The organism is Methylophaga sp. UBA2513, from assembly GCF_002341285.1.
Classification (GTDB): Bacteria; Pseudomonadota; Gammaproteobacteria; order Nitrosococcales; family Methylophagaceae; genus Methylophaga; species Methylophaga marina.
This window is the reverse complement of record NZ_DDNT01000015.1, coordinates 138469-155533: the sequence shown is the minus strand read 5'-3', so window position 1 is coordinate 155533 and position 17065 is coordinate 138469. Positions and strand designations below refer to the sequence as shown.

Sequence of the window (17065 nt, the reverse complement as noted above, 5' to 3'; positions counted from 1 at the left end):
CATGGCAGATAAAGACGCAAAGCAAACGATTGATAACAACGTGCAAGATGCGGAGTTACTGGAAAAAAATAAGCAGGATGCACAAGTCTATCGCTGGATTTGGGTTGCACTGGTCGTGGTGGTACTTCTCTCCGCCGCTAGCATCGCCTGGTTCTATCAACAGCTGCAGCAACAAAAAGCAGATATTCAATCTTCCCTGAACGAATTATCCAGCCAAAACGGAAACTGGCAATCAAGAGTAGAACAACACCGACAACAATTGGGACGACTCGATACGGATCAAAAGCAGTTAGCAGAAAAATTACAGCAACTGAATGATAAGCAGCAGTTATCGAATGCTGAGCTGCAAAAACGATGGGCTTTGCAGGAAGTGAAATATCTGCTCAACGTCGCCAACCAACGCGCTGTATTAGCACACGATGCGAAAGGCGCCATTCAAGCTTTGATTATGGCGGATAAACAGTTAGAAGCCCTCTCTGATTATCGACTTCATCCTCTGCGGGCTGAGATAGCAGAAGAATTATTAACATTACAATCACTCACGACCTCTGATATTTCGGGCATGGCCATTCAACTGCAAACCCTAGCAGCTCATGTCAATCAATTACGTGTTAAAAAAGGCCCTGAGGTCGATTTTTCTGCTTCTTCAGAGACGGCTGATATAGCCGTGACAGACACACCTGCGTGGAAAGAAGCGCTCTCGGATATTTGGCAGCAATTGCGATCTCTGGTGGTGATTCGTCATGAACAATCAGGTGAAGCGGCTGTTTTGGCGCCAGAGCAGCGTTACTTCCTATACCAGAACCTGCGACTACAGTTGGAAAGCGCAAGGCTGGCATTACTGAATGCGGATACGGATAGTTTTCAGCACAGTTTGAAAACAGCTATCACTTGGTTGGAACATTATTTTACGGGTGACGAACGTGATGCCATGTTGGAAACACTGAATTCACTGGCTGAACAAAACATTGATGTATCTATTCCTGATATCTCAGGCTCACTGAACTGGCTAGAGGAGTATCAGCAATGAAAATGCTGATTATCATCGCTTTAGCTTTAGCATTGGGTGTGGCGGCTATTTGGGCGGCTGATTTTGAACCGGGTTTTGTGTTACTCCAGTACGGACAATGGAGTCTCGAAACATCACTGGTCGTGTTTACCGCCATTTATGTCATTTTAGTTGTTGCAGGCTATTTAGCCTTACGAAGTCTGATTCTATTAAGACAGACGCCCAAAAGAATCAGTGCCTGGAAAACTACGCAAAGACAAAAACGTGCTAACCGTGCGCTGACACGAGGATTGATTACGCTCGAAGAAGGACGCTGGACCGAAGCTGAACGGACTTTGGTTCGCCATGCGACCCATAGCGAAACGCCTTTGCTTCACTATCTGGCTGCTGCCCGGGCAGCGCAAAAACAACAGGCACCAGAGCGCCGTGACAATTACCTCCGTTTAGCTCATGAAACCACTGAAGGCGCTGATATTGCCGTCGGTGTCGTACAGGCAGAACTGCAGTTGTCAGCAGGGCAAAAAGAGCAGGCCTTGGCGACACTTCAGCATCTGCGTGAAGTGGCTCCCAAACATCCTTATGTATTGCAGTTATTGCAGTCCTTATATCAGGACATGGAGCAATGGCAGGAAGTCCAGTCGGTTTTGCCCGATTTACGTAAACGCCATGTCCTTGAAAGAAAGGAAGTAGCGAGTTTGGATCAAGAAGCGGCAGTGGGGCAATTAGAGACGGCTTTAGTGAAACAAGACTGGCAAAGAATGTCAGAGGTTTGGGAAAAATCATCCAGTAAATCACGTCAGACAGAAGCCATGCTCGTGCCTTATGTCAATGGTTTGATTGAGCAACAGCAGGAAGAACAGGCGATTGCTCAGATTGAGCAGTACATGCGGCATAACTGGAGTGAAAAGCTGGTATACATCTATGGTGTACTTACTCAGGGGGATGTGCTGGCTCGCCTGGCGACAGCAGAAAAATGGCTGAAAGCCTATCCGGATAATGCCTGCCTGTTATTGACGGTTGGGCGTCTGGCAGCAGCCAATGAGTTATGGACTAAGGCAGAAGAATATTTACAACAGAGTATTCGTCTCGGCGCCAAGGGTGAGACATATCAGGTATTAGCTGAAGTTCAGCTGGCACAAGATAAAAAAGAGGCCGCTGCCGATACCTACAAACAAGGACTGCTGTTAATGCTAAGTCCTCGTACCACGGTTTAATTAGTAAAGGGATAATTTGTGCAAGAAGCAGGCGGCCATTATCTGGTAGAAATTCTGGCTTTATTATTGGCCACGGTAATTATTATTCCGACGTTTCATGCCATTCGTTTGGGCGCGATTTTGGGGTATTTAACGGCCGGTATGATTCTTGGTCCATGGGGGCTGGGTGTTATTACTGAGGTTGAAGATATTCGCCATCTCGCCGAGTTTGGTGTCATTTTCTTACTGTTTGTTTTAGGGATAGAACTCAAGCCAGATAAACTCTGGCAAATGCGTAAAATGGTGCTGGGGCTGGGGCTTGCTCAGGTTTTGATTACAGCAGGTACTATTTATGGCATTGCTATCTGGTTAGGTCTGGATAATCACAGTGCCATCATCATTGGTTTTGGTTTAGCCCTATCATCCACCGCATTTTGTTTAAAACTCTTGTCGGAACGTGGCGGTATTTCCACTGTTATGGGCCGAATGTCATTCTCAGTACTGTTGTTGCAAGATATCGCCGTGGTGCCTTTATTGGCTCTGGTGTCCTATCTTGCCGTAGGCAATGGTGCAGAAGTGGTCGGGCCAGATATCAATCCACTGATCGGTATTCTGGTCATTATTGCTCTGTTGTTTGCTGGACGTTACCTGCTTAATCCAGTGTTAGCGAGAATAGTCGCCAGTCAGGATCCGGAAGTTTTCATTGCTGTCGCCGTGCTTTTGGTGCTTGGCGTTGCCTGGATTATGCAAAGTGTAGGTTTCTCCATGGCGCTTGGGGCTTTCCTTGCTGGGGTGATGCTGGCTGAGTCTCAGTACAGACATCAGATAGAAGCTGATATTCTGCCTTTCCGCGGTATCTTGTTAGGTTTGTTCTTCATGACCGTGGGCATGGGGATTGATTTCAGTCTATTGTGGGAGCGACTGGGTGATATTCTGTTACTGACTTGGGGGCTGATGACCATTAAAACCGTTGTGGTTTACATCCTGGCCCGGATTGCAGGAGCACGTCACGATATTTCTTTACAAACCGGTGCTTTATTATCTCAAAGTGGTGAGTTTGGTTTTGTTTTGTTTAGCTTTGCGGCTTCATTAGGCTTATTGGAAACTACGGTCAGCGATATTCTGACGTTGGTCATTGCTTTAACGATGGTGTTAACACCATTTGTTGTTCGCTCAACAAACTTCCTATTACTGAAGTTTTACACACCAGATGCAGAGAAAAGCGAAGAAGACTATACCACTGAGTTCATCGAACATGATCAAGAGCATGTGATTCTGGCCGGTTTTGGCCGGGTTGGTGCGCGTGTAGGTACCTTATTGGGCGCTGCCGGCGTACCGTATATCGCGTTAGATATGCGTCAGCATCGGGTAAAGGATGCCAGAGCACAGGGATTTCCGGTTTTCTTTGGTGATGCCAGTAAAGTAAAAGTCTTACAGGCCGCTGGTGCCGATCGAGCCAAAATGATTGTTGTGGCCCTGGACAACCCTGCTCAGGTAGATAGATTAGTGGCTCAAGTGCGTCAGTATTATCCAGAGATGCCAATACATGCACGTGCTCGAGATAGAAAACACTGTGCAGAACTCATTACTCAGGGTGCAACCACAACAGTTTCAGAGACATTAGAAACAAGCCTGAGACTCACAGAAGAAGTGTTGTTGGGAAGTGGTGTCGAGGATACAGTCGCCACACGGGTTATTAATGAGTTTAGAGATGATTACTACTCGAATGTGGTGAAAAAAGTTACGGATAATAAAGTGGTGCTGGGTGAGCTAAAACATTAATGTTGAGTTATCCAATGTCTATTGAAAAGTAATAGACATTGGATGGTTGTTAGGCATCGGTGTTGTCGTTAACAATGACCCTGTTTCTACCGGTGTCTTTTGCGCTATACAGCATGCGATCAGCCGTTTGAAGTAAACTCGATTGTGTTTGGCCTGGTTGATATTCCGTCAGTCCAATACTACAGGTCAATGAAATATCGTGTCCTTCTTGCTGACAAAATGAATGTTGCTCAACGTCCAGCCTAATACGTTCAGCGAGGCTTTTTGCCTCATTCATGTCCGTCTCTGGAAGAATTAATAGAAACTCTTCGCCCCCATAACGTCCAAGGTGGTCACTGTGTCTGGACACGTTGGATATAATTTGAACAGCTTCCGTTAACACAACATCACCCTGTTGATGCCCATATTGATCATTGACGTATTTGAAGTGATCTAAATCAACCATTAATAGACTTAATGGACGTTTGTAGCGGGTCGCGCGATCAATTTCATCCGTCAAGCAGGACATCAAACCACCTCGATTTAACACGCCTGTTAATGCATCTGTGCGCGCTAGCTCTTCTAGTTCTTTGGTTCGTGCTTCAACTCGTTGTTCTAATAATTGATTGGCTTCAAGTAACTCTTTTTTAGCCAGTAATAATTGCTCATTTTTAACTTTAAAGTCTTTAATACTGGGAAAAGCAATGACTTTGGGAAGTAAATATACAATCATCACTGTGGTGGTTATAGAGACGATACCAGTGATGAGTTTTGCCATGCCACTGATGTAGTAATACCCATGCCAGATATTAATCAGGTTAATGAGGTGAGTGACGCCGCAGAGAAAAATAAAAGCGGCAAACATGACAAAAATCCAGTTGAAAGCAAAATCATTTCTTTTTTTGACAAGCTGGATAAGGGCGATAGGAATGAGAAAGTAGGCCATCACCGTCAGTGCATCACCCACCACATGCAGAAAAAGTAAGTCACTCTGCCATTTGTAACAATGACCGTGGGGCATAAAACTGCCATCAAATAGCTCATTGATGATATTCATACGCCCCCCAACAACAATGAAGAAGATAAACCAACACCCGTCTTCGATATGGATTATGAATCATTAATAGCATAGTGCTACCAGTGCTTACAATTATTCATATTGATAGAGTGGAAGGAATGGATATGGCTAACGGGATTGTAGCTCTTGCTGACGCATGGGCATTCTATCTATCTCGCCAAAGAGCTCATCGAGTATTAACTGGGTCTCTGTTGCCTTAATACCACCATCTTTACCGATTAATAAAACCGCACTACTATGACTTTGTAATGTTTGACGGATCTCATCAGCGGCACTATCACTGAGTTTGCCGTTAAAATTATTTATCACGTCCTTGTCGTTAACAATAAACCACACAATATCACGATCAACGATGTCAGCATCGAGTCGGTCAAGTTCATCCTGATAGTGTTGGATTGGCTGATCAGCCTCTATCAGAATAAGCCGGTTTTTCCATTTTAAGTCTGAGAGTGATTCAAGGTTTTGCATCGCTTCTGCCCAGGATAGTGGACTCAATAGCATCAATAAAACCAGTAATTGACGAGTCATGCCTCAAGCTCCATTGTTGATAAACACAGTTGTATGAGCTTACGAAAGACGCTGTTAAGAACAAGTCAATATTGACCGGATTTTATGCTTCAGACGACAAGCAGAGTACTAATACCCAGTCGCGAAGTTTGATTAACTCAGCCTCGCTGAGGCCTTTGTGTGCTTTTTGTAATAAGCGGGTGAGTTGAACTTGATCGACTTTGGGTAGATGATTTATTCGTTCAGTAAGGTTGGTTTCAGGTAGTTCTGCAATTGAACGATCGGCATGTGTGCGTCGTAAGATCATTTCCAGAAAATCAACAGCACGGCCCAGCACGACAAAAATAAACGTCAGTTCTTTCATTGGACCCGCTTTTAATGTTTCACCCGCTATGGGAATGCCATTAATTTTGAGGTTTTCTGGTGCGGCGGTAGCGAAGAGTGATGCGGCACCAGATACCAAGCCGCCGAAGAAGGCACCGGTCATCAGTGAGGTGCCACCCATGCCCACATCCACCACTGCACCGGCAGCTGCACCCGCAGAAGCCGATAAGCCCACGATCTTTTGTCTGTCTAAGCCATAAATATACCAATGACTGGTATCAAACAGGTCGGGATAATCAGCGTTGAGTTCCTGTAACTGCATCTTCATTTCAGGGTGAGCAAACAGGGCTTGAAGCTGGCGTTGCATACTGGCTTCAATATGACGCAGCGAGCTTTGATAGTCGTGTTTGAGCTTGTCCTTTAGACGTGACTTAACAAAGTCTGCAGGCACTTTGATTTCACTGATATGGCCAAGCATGCGTTGAATATGTTCTGCCACGACAAAAGCACCTTGTTGCTCTAGTGATTCGAAATACTGTTTCAGCAATTCAATGGTGTCTTCAATAGAAGGACGCCAGGGCTCATATAATTCAGCAAAGGCAGACAGGATGGTGAATTGTTTTTGGTGATCCGCTGTCATGGGGTTGAACACGCGAACAACACTAAAATATTGGCTTAACGCATCTTGCCACTCTTGCACATAAGCTTCACCACCTATCGGGTTAATCAGAGCCATACGAGGCTGCCCGGTCCATTGCAAAATGGTCATTTCTGCTTCAAATTCGGGACTGTAGGGAATAGAGCCATCCACAACATAGATAATGCCAGCACCACTCAGAATAGGCTGTAATAGCTCAACTTCATCATGGAATTTATGACTGCCTATAGCTGCCTGCTCATCTACAAAGGCTTGAATCGTGTTTCTACGCTCGGCAGCATTGGGTGCATGTTGCTGACACCAGGACAGGACTTGCCGTGGTCGTTGAAAACCCGGAGTATCAACCAGCGTGTACTGGGTCACCCCCTCTATATTCAAATCAAAGGTTTGCGACGACGTCGTGGTACCTGAAATTTCAGAGATCTTAACGGCATCCTGGCGTGTCAACGTGGCGACAATGCTTGACTTGCCTTTATTGGGATGTCCGACGACGGCAAAGACGGGATGTGACGTTGATTCAGCCATTGTCATGCCCCTCTTTTAAACTGACAGCGTGTCGTTGGGCAAAAAAGTGCCATGATTTCTGCTGCTGTTGGTAACGTGAGTCATCCGTATTGATAGGGTATAACACTAAGCTGACAGAAGAATTATGTTGCTGTAACAACTCAATACTATCGGCCAGTTCACCTGTTGGTGTCTGCATCGGATCAATCATGATCCAGACAGGCTTATCAAAATGACTGGCATCAGACATCAGCCACTTTTCATCTTTTAACCAGTCATCTGTGCCCAGATTTTTTGCTATGGGAAAAGACAAATCAGCCTGCTGCCAGCTAAGCAAGACAGTATTGGATGAGGGTAATTGCACTGACGTATTTTCGCTAGTCAGGTTCTCAGACAGAATAGGATTGCGACTCATCTGATGTTGTTGAGCAACAATAAATTGTTCTACATCACTACTATGTTGGATGTTGTGACGTAATTGCTGGATAAATTGATGACGGAGTAACAGTGCTAAGAGCAGACGAGGCAAAACTCCGTAAACCACAATAGACATCACCAAGGTCACCCACCAGTTATTGTTGGCCGTGACAGCTATATTAGCTGTCTGAACACTAAACCGTGTCTGCTGGATTAATTCAGCCGTTGGTGCCTCAAATAACCACTGCCAGGGCCAACTGATAATATTCATCATTTGAGTCATGGTGGCATTATCAGTGATGAAAGTGGATGACCAGCCAAATTGATAATCCTGAAATGTCGCCAATAGAAAAAAAGACAGTAGCGCTGAGGCAGAAAACAAAATAGCCGCTGATTGTACTTGCCAAAAAAGCCAGGGTAATAACAGATTTTTATACGGAATAAAGGGTTGCAACTGCAGTTTATTGATGAGCCAATGCATCACGGGGTGATGATGTAAATGTTGTTTAGACGGTGATAAAAAAGACAAATAAAAGCTGCTCAGGCTGAGCAGCAGTGGTAAAAATGCAAACAGAGCGAGCGGAACCCAGATATTTATGAATGTGTGTTCTCGTACATTTAATACGCCTACCATGGCTGTAAATCCAATAATCATCGCGATAACGCTGAAAAGTCGTAAAATTCCTGTAGCGGGAGTTGTCAGAGAGGCCTGTTGCTGCCAGGCATGGAGATAATCGGTAGCTGATTGCGCCGTTGTATTTTTAGAGGATGTTAATTGGATATTCTGTTGCGAGACAAATAAACGAAAATCCAGCCAGCGGAATAAGGCCCGTGTGGCACCGTCTTTAAAGAAAAAATGCTCGATAGCGTGAGTTGCATGTTTAGAGGCCATAAGAGCTAGTATACAAAATACCCTTAACTCAAGCTGAAATGAATTGCTAACGATAATGCAAATACTGCTTCCAAGCTTATCTAGACTGTAATACGTTAATAGCGACAGGTTTCAAGCAAGTATTATTCGGCTATCGACAGGCTGTAAGCCCTATTTTTAGTCGTTGATCATACTGCGAAAACAGTGACCTAAGCTGGTTGAACAGGCCTCAAGCACAGCGCGGCCGATAAGCTCACCCAGCGTAGTGTGTTTGCCACAATAATGGTGCTGAGGTTCTGCATCAGGGCAAAATACAGCATGACTATCGGTGCCTGTACCACTGGCAGAGAGACCGGAAACCGGGCTGATAATATCCGTATCGCGAATGGCCGTGACTTTACTCTCAGTCAGTAATATCAAGGCTTCTGCCAGTGCTGAATCGGACAGTGCTTGATTAATGTGTAAGCAGATATTGATGGTACCTGGCTCAGTCTTATCATCGGCTTTATCACCCACTCGTCTGACGTTACTGAGACCACTCGTTACCCAGCATTCAACCGTTAAGTCACCGCGTTTCTCAATATGCTGCCCTAACGACTTCATGGAAGCCGCTGTCATCATACCGACAGTGGGAGAGGGTAGAGCGAGTTCTTCTGCTTTATTTAATAGCGTTTGCTCTGGCGCCAGACAGGGGAGTGGAGAGTGTTTCTCCACACGCATATTAAGTAAAGCATTGGCCTTTTGCAGTCCTCCGTGTAACACCGCAGAACTGAGAACTTTGCAGGGTGTCGTGGGTAATAGAATCAGGTAGTCTGGATGCAGAACCTGTCGGACTGAGGACATACGGTTATTTATTGGCGATTTTGGGTGATATCACCTCTTCCAGTTTCAAGCCAGTAAGATCATGAATCGTGCGCCATAAATAATAAAAAATACCAATCATCATCAGCATAGAGGGAATCGCGATCACTGGATAACTGTATAAAGTCAGTAAACCGAGTTGTTCATTAAACTCTTCACTGCCAGTTGGGCTGGTGACCAGCCATTTCACCAGCAGGAAATTCATGATGGCTGAAAATAAAAAGGTACCAGCTAATAAATAGGTGGCATTGAGTAAGCGTTTTTCAAACAAGGCTGTGCTGTTGTGCTCTTCAAGACGATCTTTAATCTTGTCTACGTCCATCATCTCACGGTTGTACAACAGCGCTCTGATAAGTGGGTAACGGGTGAATGTTGAGCCAAGCACGGCAAGACCGATAATCGCAGGAATGGCTGCTTCTTTGATCGCTAACCATTTCGTATCGAGCTCAAATAAACCGATGCCACCAGTGAGTAAGACACTCACTAAACCGAGTAAGGCAATAAAGTTGAATTTACGGTATTTAATCAGCTCAAAAATACCCCAGCCAAGTGGAAAAGACAGCGCCGCGACTAATGCACCACTGGCACCTAAGTCTTCTGGACCACTCATCTTCATTAAAATAATGGATGGCAATACGATACTGACCATCAGGTCTACGAACGGACGTGGCTTATGCGTGGGGGTACTATTCATCATTGTGTTTTTGTTTGGCTCTATATAAATGAGTCAGTGATTATATAGGATGTAGATGATTGATGGGATTACCTTTTTGTTTTGTTATCAAAGTCAGCATAAGGTTATGACTGATCGTCCTGACTATCCAAATATAACCAGACCATACGATCGACAAACCAGGCTTTGAACACCATCATCCAGATATTGCTGGCCAGCAGTAGCCAAATATTTAAACTGTAAAAGCCATAAATCAGAAAGGGTAAGCCGATGACAGACAGCGTCTGTAGCACAACACAAAATCGCTGGTGATGAACAGGAATGGGGACATGTTGACGATTTAGATACAACCTTTCTCCAAAGGTCGCCATGGAGGCCCAGTTATCGGTAGAGGATGGTGGAGGGAAGAGTCGTGGGTTGAGCCAAATCCAGACAAGAGCCAAAACAACAGGTATGAACGAATAAATCCCTATCCACTCGCGTGAATAAAAAGCCAGAGAGAGTAAGGGCAAAGTTGTAAAGCGTGAATACACACTCCAGGGATTGGCATGGCGCTGCCAACTCTCCTCATCCATCGACATCAGCTTTTCAGTCCACTTGATGATATCCATTTCAATGCCTTATTTTTATAGCCAGTACTAGAGCTTAATCTCAGTTTAAATTTTCAGTTTGTTCGCTGCAAAGACTGGGTAATACTGCCATAGCCATATCAATCTGGTATGTATCTTTGTGGTGTTCTTTTAGAAAAAGTTGTTGAACACGATAGGCTTCACGTTCAATTTCTATGCGTGTTTTACAATCAAGCTCTTCGCTGTTTATTTTGCCGTTTTTATGCTGCAGAAAATGCACCATTTCATGCACTATGAAACTACGGGCTCCATCATCAGTTTTGATGTCCATACGATTATCAAAAAAAATCGTTTCCGTGTTTTTGTCGTAATAGGCCACTGCGGTACAGTAACTGGATTTACACAATGTAGTGGCGAGTGTTTGATGACTGACTGCTTTTATATCAGGCAGATAATTCGGGTCTTCGTAGCCTGTTAAGGTAAGTGCCCAGACAAATAAACTTTGAATTAAAAAATCCACATCACATCCTCCCTGACTAGATAAGCTCAAACAACTGTTTCATGGCCTGGTCATGATTCATGTCTTGTTGTCGAAGATTGCTGTAGTTTGCAGTGAGTTCGCCAAATACATACTTACCATTCACACTAGGTAAATAGTGAGAAAAATCAATCAGCAATCTATCTTGGTCGGCATCAATGCCTTTGTCTTGTAACTGTCGTGTGACTTGTACTAATCGATTGCTGACAACGCGTTTATCCTCATGAACATGTGCCAGGACCTCATCAAGTAATTTCTGGTAATACATCACATCACGTTCAGGATCATGATTGGGTTTTTGCCGATATAAAGATAGTAACCAGACTTCAGGTGGCGTGGGATCGGCAACTGACAGCATTTCTTTGGGTTTCTCCTCTGGCATCCCGGCCCGCAAATGATCTGGCACAGGTGTTACCGCTGTGAACTCGGCTTCATCTTGACCAAAATCGATTTGCGAGAACTCATCGTCACCACAACTCGCCAATGTCAGGACTGAGACGCAAGCCATGATGTAATTCATGCATTGTTTTTTCATAGTAGACCCTCCCTTGTTCAGGTTTGGCCGTTATCTGTGAAATTTTTGTAGATAAAAAATGCTGCTGTTAATGCCAACGCTGAAATGCACTTTAATCACGTCACATTGTGCGGCTAGCTCTTTATTGAGAGGACTATTTCATGACGTAATTAATGTCATACTCATGGGAGTTGTTGGGGGGTAGAACGGCTTTGTTGCGCTTTATTGGGTCAACCAGGCTTGGAGTGTAGGAATGTCTGCAGTTGGATAGCTAGGAGCTCACAAAGCATCAAACGGAGCCATCTTTAGCCTCACGCCGTTGGCCATCCGTTTGATGTGTTTGGACTTTATTGAGCACAGCCTGTATTCATACTGCTGATAGCGTTGCTGTTAATACGTACATCTATAAAAATCGCTTTAATGCCTACTAATAAAGAAATGTTTGAACATTTACTACAAGCGCATTGGCATAACGACATATTGACGCTCAAATTTTTCATCAGCAGGTGTAACTAGGGCACTGCTGGTCTCGTCAGTGAAAAGCAGTTTCACTTTGTTATCCGGAATCGCGTTCAATAAGTCCAGCAGATAGGCATTATTAAAGGCGATTTCTAATGGGGCACCTTTGTAATCGACGCTGATTTCTTCTTCTGCGGATTCTTGTTCCTGGTTAGTGACTGTGGCTTTTAATTGATCTGTCTCTAAATTGATACGCACGCTGCGATGTTTATCATTAGACAAAATAGCTGCACGAGATAAGGCTTGTTTCAATTCATCACGATCAGCTAAGACTTCTTTATCACCACCTAAAGGCAAAACGCGTTCGTAGTTCGGGAACTGGCCATCAATGAGTTTAGATGTGAAGTGAATATCCGGTAATTCCACTTTGATTTGCTGATTACTGAAGGCAACTTTAACCGTATCATCACTGTCATTAAGCAAGCGGCCAAGTTCAATAATCGCTTTACGTGGCACAATCACGCTGTTTTTCTCACTGACGGGTGTGGATGTCGTCAGGCTGCCCAGCGCCAGACGGTGACCATCGGTCGCAACAGCACGTAATGTAGTGTCATCACGCTCCAGCAGTAATCCATTCAAGTAATAACGAACATCCTGACTGGCCATGGCAAAGCTGGTTTCGTCGAGTAAGGATTTCAGTGCCGATTGTGGCAGTGAAATTTCGTCCATGTAATTGGCGCCTTCACTATCCGGAAAGTCATCACTGGACAATGTCGCTAATGAAAAGCGGCTTTTCCCTGCTTTCACCACTGCTTTACCTTCGCTGGCATTAACACTGATGGTGGCGTTACCCGGTAGGGCTCTGACAATGTCCAGCAGTTTACGGGCTGAGACGGTGGTTTTGCCTTCTTCTTCAACGGCGACCGGCAGAGTAGCAATCATTTCCAGTTCCATATCGGTGCTGGTCATGGATAGCTGGTCACCTTGAACACGTAATAAGACGTTAGACAGGATCGGAAGCGTAGCGCGTCGTTCAACAATACTGCACACCAGTTGCAGCGGTCGCACTAAAGTATCTTGGCTGACAGTAAATTGCATGATGATTCTCTCGGGTTAACTCGACAGTGTTCGTAAAAGGTTACGGTAGTCTTCAGCCACGCGGGGATCCGACTCTTTCAGTTCAGCAACTTTCCGGCACGCATGCAGGACAGTCGTATGGTCACGTCCACCAAATGATTCACCTATTTCTGGCAGGCTGTGACTGGTTAATTCTTTGGCTAAAGCCATGGCAATTTGCCTTGGGCGAGCGATAGAACGTGTGCGTTTTTTCGCCAGCAATTCAGATACGCGGACTTTGAAATACTCCGCCACTGTTTTCTGGATACTTTCTAGTGTGACCAGCTTTTGGTGCAGGGCCAACAGATCTTTCAATGCTTCCTGTGCCATATCAATTGACATGGGCTGATTGGTGAAGCGAGAAAAAGCCAGAACGCGCTGCAATGCGCCTTCCAGATCACGCACATTCGATTTTATACGTTTAGCAATGAAAAAGGCCACGTCTTCCGGCAGTGTAATCAGGTTTTGTTGCGCTTTCTTGATCAGAATCGCCACACGAGTTTCGAGTTCTGGCGGCTCGATAGCAACAGTTAAGCCCCAACCAAGACGTGATTGTAGACGTTCATCGAGGTTGTCGACTTCTTTCGGGAAACGGTCGCAGGTCAATATGATTTGGCGCTGGCCTTCTAACAAACTATTAAAGGTATAGAAGAACTCTTCCTGAGAGCGCTCTTTTTTTGCAAAGAACTGAATATCATCAATCAATAATGCATCGGCACTGCGATAGTGATTTTTAAACTGATCGATAGCGTTGTTGCGTAGGGCGGTAATCATGTCTTGAACAAAGCGTTCTGATGATAGGTAAATCACCCGTGCTTTTGGATTGTTTTGTTTGATCTTATTACCCACGGCCAGCATGAGGTGAGTTTTACCCAGACCAGTGCCACCATATAAAAAGAGAGGGTTATAACCACTTGTCCCTGGCGCTTCTGCCACATGAAGCGAGGCGGCGCGAGCAATCTGATTGGACTTACCTTCGACATAACTATCAAAAGTAAATAGTGGATTGATTGGACTCCCAAGTGCGGGTTCGGATTTAACAATTTCCGGCTTTTCTTCTTTATCGATGTTTGTTGTTGCGGCAGCAGGTACAACGCGTTTTGGGCGTTGTGGTGCCTGATCGATGGTGCCTACCTCAATGGATACCTGTTCTATAAGGCCTTGAGTTAATTGATGAACCAGCTGATTTATCTGTGTCTCAAGTTGCTCTTGTACCCAGGCTTTAACATACGGATTAGGCGCAAGTAGGCGTAAGTTCTCTTCGGTTTCGATCGCTTGCAGCGGCCTAAGCCAAGTATTCAGCTGCTGTGCCGACAAATCACCTTCGAGATGGGACAGACATTTTTCCCAAAGGGGTGATGACACATTAACTCCTTGATTTATACCGGTTTAAACAAAAAAGAGGTGCGCTGGTTAGCTACGTATGAGAAATAGTATAGCTGGTAACGCAGGACGTCTAAAGTTATCCTTAAGCCAGCTTTTTGGCAAGTAAAATAACCACAGAAATAATAAAGTCACTCTGGTTTGACTTGTTATGCCTTAAAACTTTATAATCCCGTGTCTTTTGCCTCGGCGGTTTTTGCTGCTGTTAGCACCGCAGGCAGCAAAACAATCAATATTTCTGGAGTTGGTGAAATGAAAAGAACTTTTCAGCCTAGCAATCTGAAGCGCAAACGTACTCACGGTTTCCGCGCACGTATGAAAACAGTTGGTGGTCGTCGCGTTATTAACGCACGTCGTGCAAAAGGTCGCGCAAGACTGTCAGCATAATCTTCTCTGACATCCTTCAGGGAGGGCATGACTTGGCAACATTTGGCCGAGCCATGAAAATGAATCGCCCGGGAGATTTTTCTCGGGTGTTCCGTCAAGGAAAACGCACTGGTGGTGGGGGCCTGACGGTTTTAACGGTTGAGAACTCAGTGGGGCATCCCCGACTGGGACTAGCGATAGCTAAAAAACACGTGAAATTAGCCAATCAACGCAACCGCTTAAAGCGGATTATTCGCGAATCTTTTCGACAGAATCAATCCGTCTTATCAAATATCGATATTGTTGTGCTGTCACGCCCCGGTGTGACAGAACGAGATAGCACTCAAATATGGGCAGCATTGGAGCGACATTGGTTAACAGTGGTGGCGCAATGGCAAAAATCCTAATCATCCTCGTCCGAGGTTATAGACTTTTACTGAGCCCTTTCACTGGCATGCATTGCCGTTTTCATCCAACCTGCTCACAATACATGATAGATGCAATCGAACGTCATGGTGCCATCAAAGGAACCTGGCTTGGTTTGCGTCGACTATCCCGCTGTCACCCTTGGCATGAGGGTGGACTTGATCCTGTACCTGAACTAAAAACAAAGAAACATAATGGATAATCTCAGAACCCTATTTATTTTTGGTCTGCTCATCGTGTCGTTATTGTTATGGCAGGCGTGGCAAACTGATTACGTCAGCCCACAACAAACCGTGGAAAATACAACATCGAATCAAGCAGCTGACCCAGCCGCTGTTACCAATGATGCTGAGTTACCGGATATGCCATCCGTCTCTGCAGAAGCGTTACCCGATGTGCCTGACGCTGCACAAGCAGTTGCTTCTAAACAAATGGTGAATGTGAAAACAGATGTCATGGATATCGACATCAGCACACAAGGCGGTGATATTCAAAACTTAGCTTTACTTAAATACGCTGTCAGTTCTGAACAGCCGGATACCCCGGTTCAATTTCTGAGTGATAAAAGTGATGCGTATTTCGTGGCTCAATCAGGTCTACGTTCTAATGACGATGCGCCGACACATTACGCAATCTATCGATCTGAGCAACAGAGCTATCAGTTGAAAGAGGGTCAGGACGAGCTCAGCGTACCATTGTACTGGCAAGCGGAGAATGGTTTAACAGTCATTAAAACCTATACATTTAAACGCGATAGTTATGTGGTAAACGTTGACTACAAAGTGGTCAATAACACATCAGAGGCTTTCTCAGCCTATCCTTATGCCCAATTTAACCGCAATAACGTCACTAACGGTTCTCACTTTATCTATACCTACACAGGCCCTGTATTTTCAAACACAGGTAATGAGTACGAAAAAGTAAAATTTGATGATTTAGATGACAAGCCTTTTAACCAGAAAGCGACAGATGGCTGGGCGGCAATGATTGAGCATTATTTTGTGGCGGCGATTGTGCCTGAACAAAATACGGAAGAGAAAGGTTATTACGCTCGTTCAATCAATGGTACCAACTACACTGCTGGTGTCAGAATGCCTGCAATATCTGTTGCGCCTGGTAGTGAAGCGCAGGCCGATTATGAAATGTATCTCGGGCCTAAAAAAGCGGATCGTCTTGAAGCGGTAGCCAAGAACCTACAGTTAACGGTTGATTACGGCATCTTTACCATTATTTCTGAACCATTATTTTGGGTCATGGAGTGGTTACATAAACTAACGGGTAATTGGGGCTGGTCAATTGTACTGCTGACAGTATTAATTAAGTTAGTGTTCTTCAAGTTGTCAGCAGCCAGTTATCGTTCCATGGCCGCTATGCGTAAGTTGACGCCTAAGTTGGCAACACTGAAAGAACGTTACGGCGATGATAAACAGAAATTTAATCAGGCGATGATGGATCTGTATCGTACTGAGAAAATTAACCCATTGGGTGGTTGTTTGCCGATTCTTGTGCAAATGCCAGTGTTCTTGTCTTTCTACTGGGTGCTGGTTGAAAGTATTGAGTTACGCCAAGCCGACTTTATCTTGTGGATTAATGACTTAACAGCGATGGATCCCTATTTCATCTTGCCAGTGTTGTTTGGTATTTCTATGTGGATTCAACAAAGCCTGAACCCTGCACCTCAAGATCCTGCACAAGCGATGATGATGAAGTTCTTCCCGCTGGTGTTCACGGTCTTCTTTGCGTTCTTCCCATCTGGTCTGGTGTTGTACTGGGTTGTGAATAACGTGTTGTCGATTGCACAACAGTGGTATATCACTCGTAAGATGGACGCACTCTAA

Annotated in this window: 18 protein-coding genes; 7 read left to right on the top strand and 11 right to left on the bottom strand. The window is 44.8% G+C overall.

What is annotated here, in order from left to right; translation table 11 throughout:
• Nucleotide 1 precedes the first annotated feature (1 nt).
• From B3V56_RS09985 to B3V56_RS09975, 3 genes are read left to right on the top strand one after another with little or no spacing between them, the layout of a single operon-like run.
• Nucleotides 2-1030, top strand: a complete 1029-nt coding sequence (locus tag B3V56_RS09985; protein WP_289281679.1) for a uroporphyrinogen-III C-methyltransferase — start codon at nt 2-4, stop codon at nt 1028-1030.
• A complete protein-coding gene (locus tag B3V56_RS09980; protein ID WP_286303427.1) occupies nt 1027-2223 on the top strand; it encodes a heme biosynthesis HemY N-terminal domain-containing protein in 1197 nt (398 codons plus the stop codon). Before B3V56_RS09985 ends, B3V56_RS09980 begins: the two co-directional genes overlap by 4 nt.
• Before the next feature lie 18 nt (nt 2224-2241).
• Nucleotides 2242-3984 (top strand): monovalent cation:proton antiporter-2 (CPA2) family protein, encoded by a 1743-nt coding sequence (locus B3V56_RS09975; RefSeq protein WP_289281678.1) that lies wholly within the window; start codon nt 2242-2244, stop codon nt 3982-3984.
• Nucleotides 3985-4033: 49 nt separating this feature from the next.
• Here B3V56_RS09975 and B3V56_RS09970 read toward each other — a convergent pair whose 3' ends face one another.
• The 11 genes from B3V56_RS09970 to dnaA form a co-directional block, all read right to left on the bottom strand.
• Nucleotides 4034-5020, bottom strand: coding sequence for a GGDEF domain-containing protein (locus B3V56_RS09970; protein WP_289281677.1), 987 nt, complete (start codon nt 5018-5020; stop codon nt 4034-4036).
• A gap of 129 nt (nt 5021-5149) precedes the next feature.
• On the bottom strand, nt 5150-5569 hold the full coding sequence (locus tag B3V56_RS09965) for a DUF4174 domain-containing protein (RefSeq protein ID WP_289281676.1): 420 nt from the start codon (nt 5567-5569) through the stop codon (nt 5150-5152).
• Nucleotides 5570-5651: 82 nt separating this feature from the next.
• A complete protein-coding gene (locus B3V56_RS09960; protein ID WP_289281675.1) occupies nt 5652-7055 on the bottom strand; it encodes a DUF3482 domain-containing protein in 1404 nt (467 codons plus the stop codon).
• A complete protein-coding gene (locus tag B3V56_RS09955) occupies nt 7048-8343 on the bottom strand; it encodes a DUF2868 domain-containing protein (RefSeq protein ID WP_289281674.1) in 1296 nt (431 codons plus the stop codon). Before B3V56_RS09955 ends, B3V56_RS09960 begins: the two co-directional genes overlap by 8 nt.
• A 156-nt stretch (nt 8344-8499) precedes the next feature.
• A complete protein-coding gene (locus tag B3V56_RS09950; protein WP_289281673.1) occupies nt 8500-9165 on the bottom strand; it encodes an adenosylcobinamide amidohydrolase in 666 nt (221 codons plus the stop codon).
• A gap of 4 nt (nt 9166-9169) precedes the next feature.
• A complete protein-coding gene (locus B3V56_RS09945; RefSeq protein WP_286303435.1) occupies nt 9170-9880 on the bottom strand; it encodes a VC0807 family protein in 711 nt (236 codons plus the stop codon).
• A 101-nt stretch (nt 9881-9981) separates the two neighbouring features.
• On the bottom strand, nt 9982-10467 hold the full coding sequence (locus tag B3V56_RS09940; RefSeq protein WP_286303436.1) for a DUF6653 family protein: 486 nt from the start codon (nt 10465-10467) through the stop codon (nt 9982-9984).
• Between the two features lie 40 nt (nt 10468-10507).
• Nucleotides 10508-10945: a hypothetical protein gene (locus tag B3V56_RS09935; RefSeq protein ID WP_289281672.1), complete on the bottom strand. Its 438-nt coding sequence runs from the start codon at nt 10943-10945 to the stop codon at nt 10508-10510.
• A gap of 16 nt (nt 10946-10961) precedes the next feature.
• Nucleotides 10962-11498, bottom strand: a complete 537-nt coding sequence (locus B3V56_RS09930; protein WP_289281671.1) for a hypothetical protein — start codon at nt 11496-11498, stop codon at nt 10962-10964.
• A gap of 432 nt (nt 11499-11930) precedes the next feature.
• On the bottom strand, nt 11931-13034 hold the full coding sequence (dnaN, locus tag B3V56_RS09925) for a DNA polymerase III subunit beta (RefSeq protein WP_289281670.1): 1104 nt from the start codon (nt 13032-13034) through the stop codon (nt 11931-11933).
• 15 nt (nt 13035-13049) lie between these two features.
• On the bottom strand, nt 13050-14417 hold the full coding sequence (gene dnaA / locus B3V56_RS09920; protein ID WP_286303441.1) for a chromosomal replication initiator protein DnaA: 1368 nt from the start codon (nt 14415-14417) through the stop codon (nt 13050-13052).
• 270 nt (nt 14418-14687) lie between these two features.
• On the opposite strand from dnaA, the gene rpmH reads away from it, so the two are divergent.
• Genes rpmH through yidC form a run of 4 tightly spaced genes read left to right on the top strand, consistent with a single transcriptional unit; the run spans nt 14688 to nt 17065 of the window.
• Nucleotides 14688-14822, top strand: a complete 135-nt coding sequence (gene rpmH, locus B3V56_RS09915) for a 50S ribosomal protein L34 (RefSeq protein WP_286303442.1) — start codon at nt 14688-14690, stop codon at nt 14820-14822.
• 32 nt (nt 14823-14854) lie between these two features.
• Nucleotides 14855-15208 carry a ribonuclease P protein component gene (rnpA, locus tag B3V56_RS09910; RefSeq protein ID WP_286303443.1) on the top strand — a complete coding sequence of 118 codons (354 nt, stop codon included), beginning with the start codon at nt 14855-14857 and terminating at the stop codon, nt 15206-15208.
• The gene (yidD, locus tag B3V56_RS09905) at nt 15193-15429 is read left to right on the top strand and encodes a membrane protein insertion efficiency factor YidD (RefSeq protein WP_286303444.1); all 237 of its coding nucleotides are present in this window, start codon (nt 15193-15195) and stop codon (nt 15427-15429) included. Before rnpA ends, yidD begins: the two co-directional genes overlap by 16 nt.
• Nucleotides 15422-17065: a membrane protein insertase YidC gene (yidC, locus tag B3V56_RS09900; protein WP_289281669.1), complete on the top strand. Its 1644-nt coding sequence runs from the start codon at nt 15422-15424 to the stop codon at nt 17063-17065. Before yidD ends, yidC begins: the two co-directional genes overlap by 8 nt.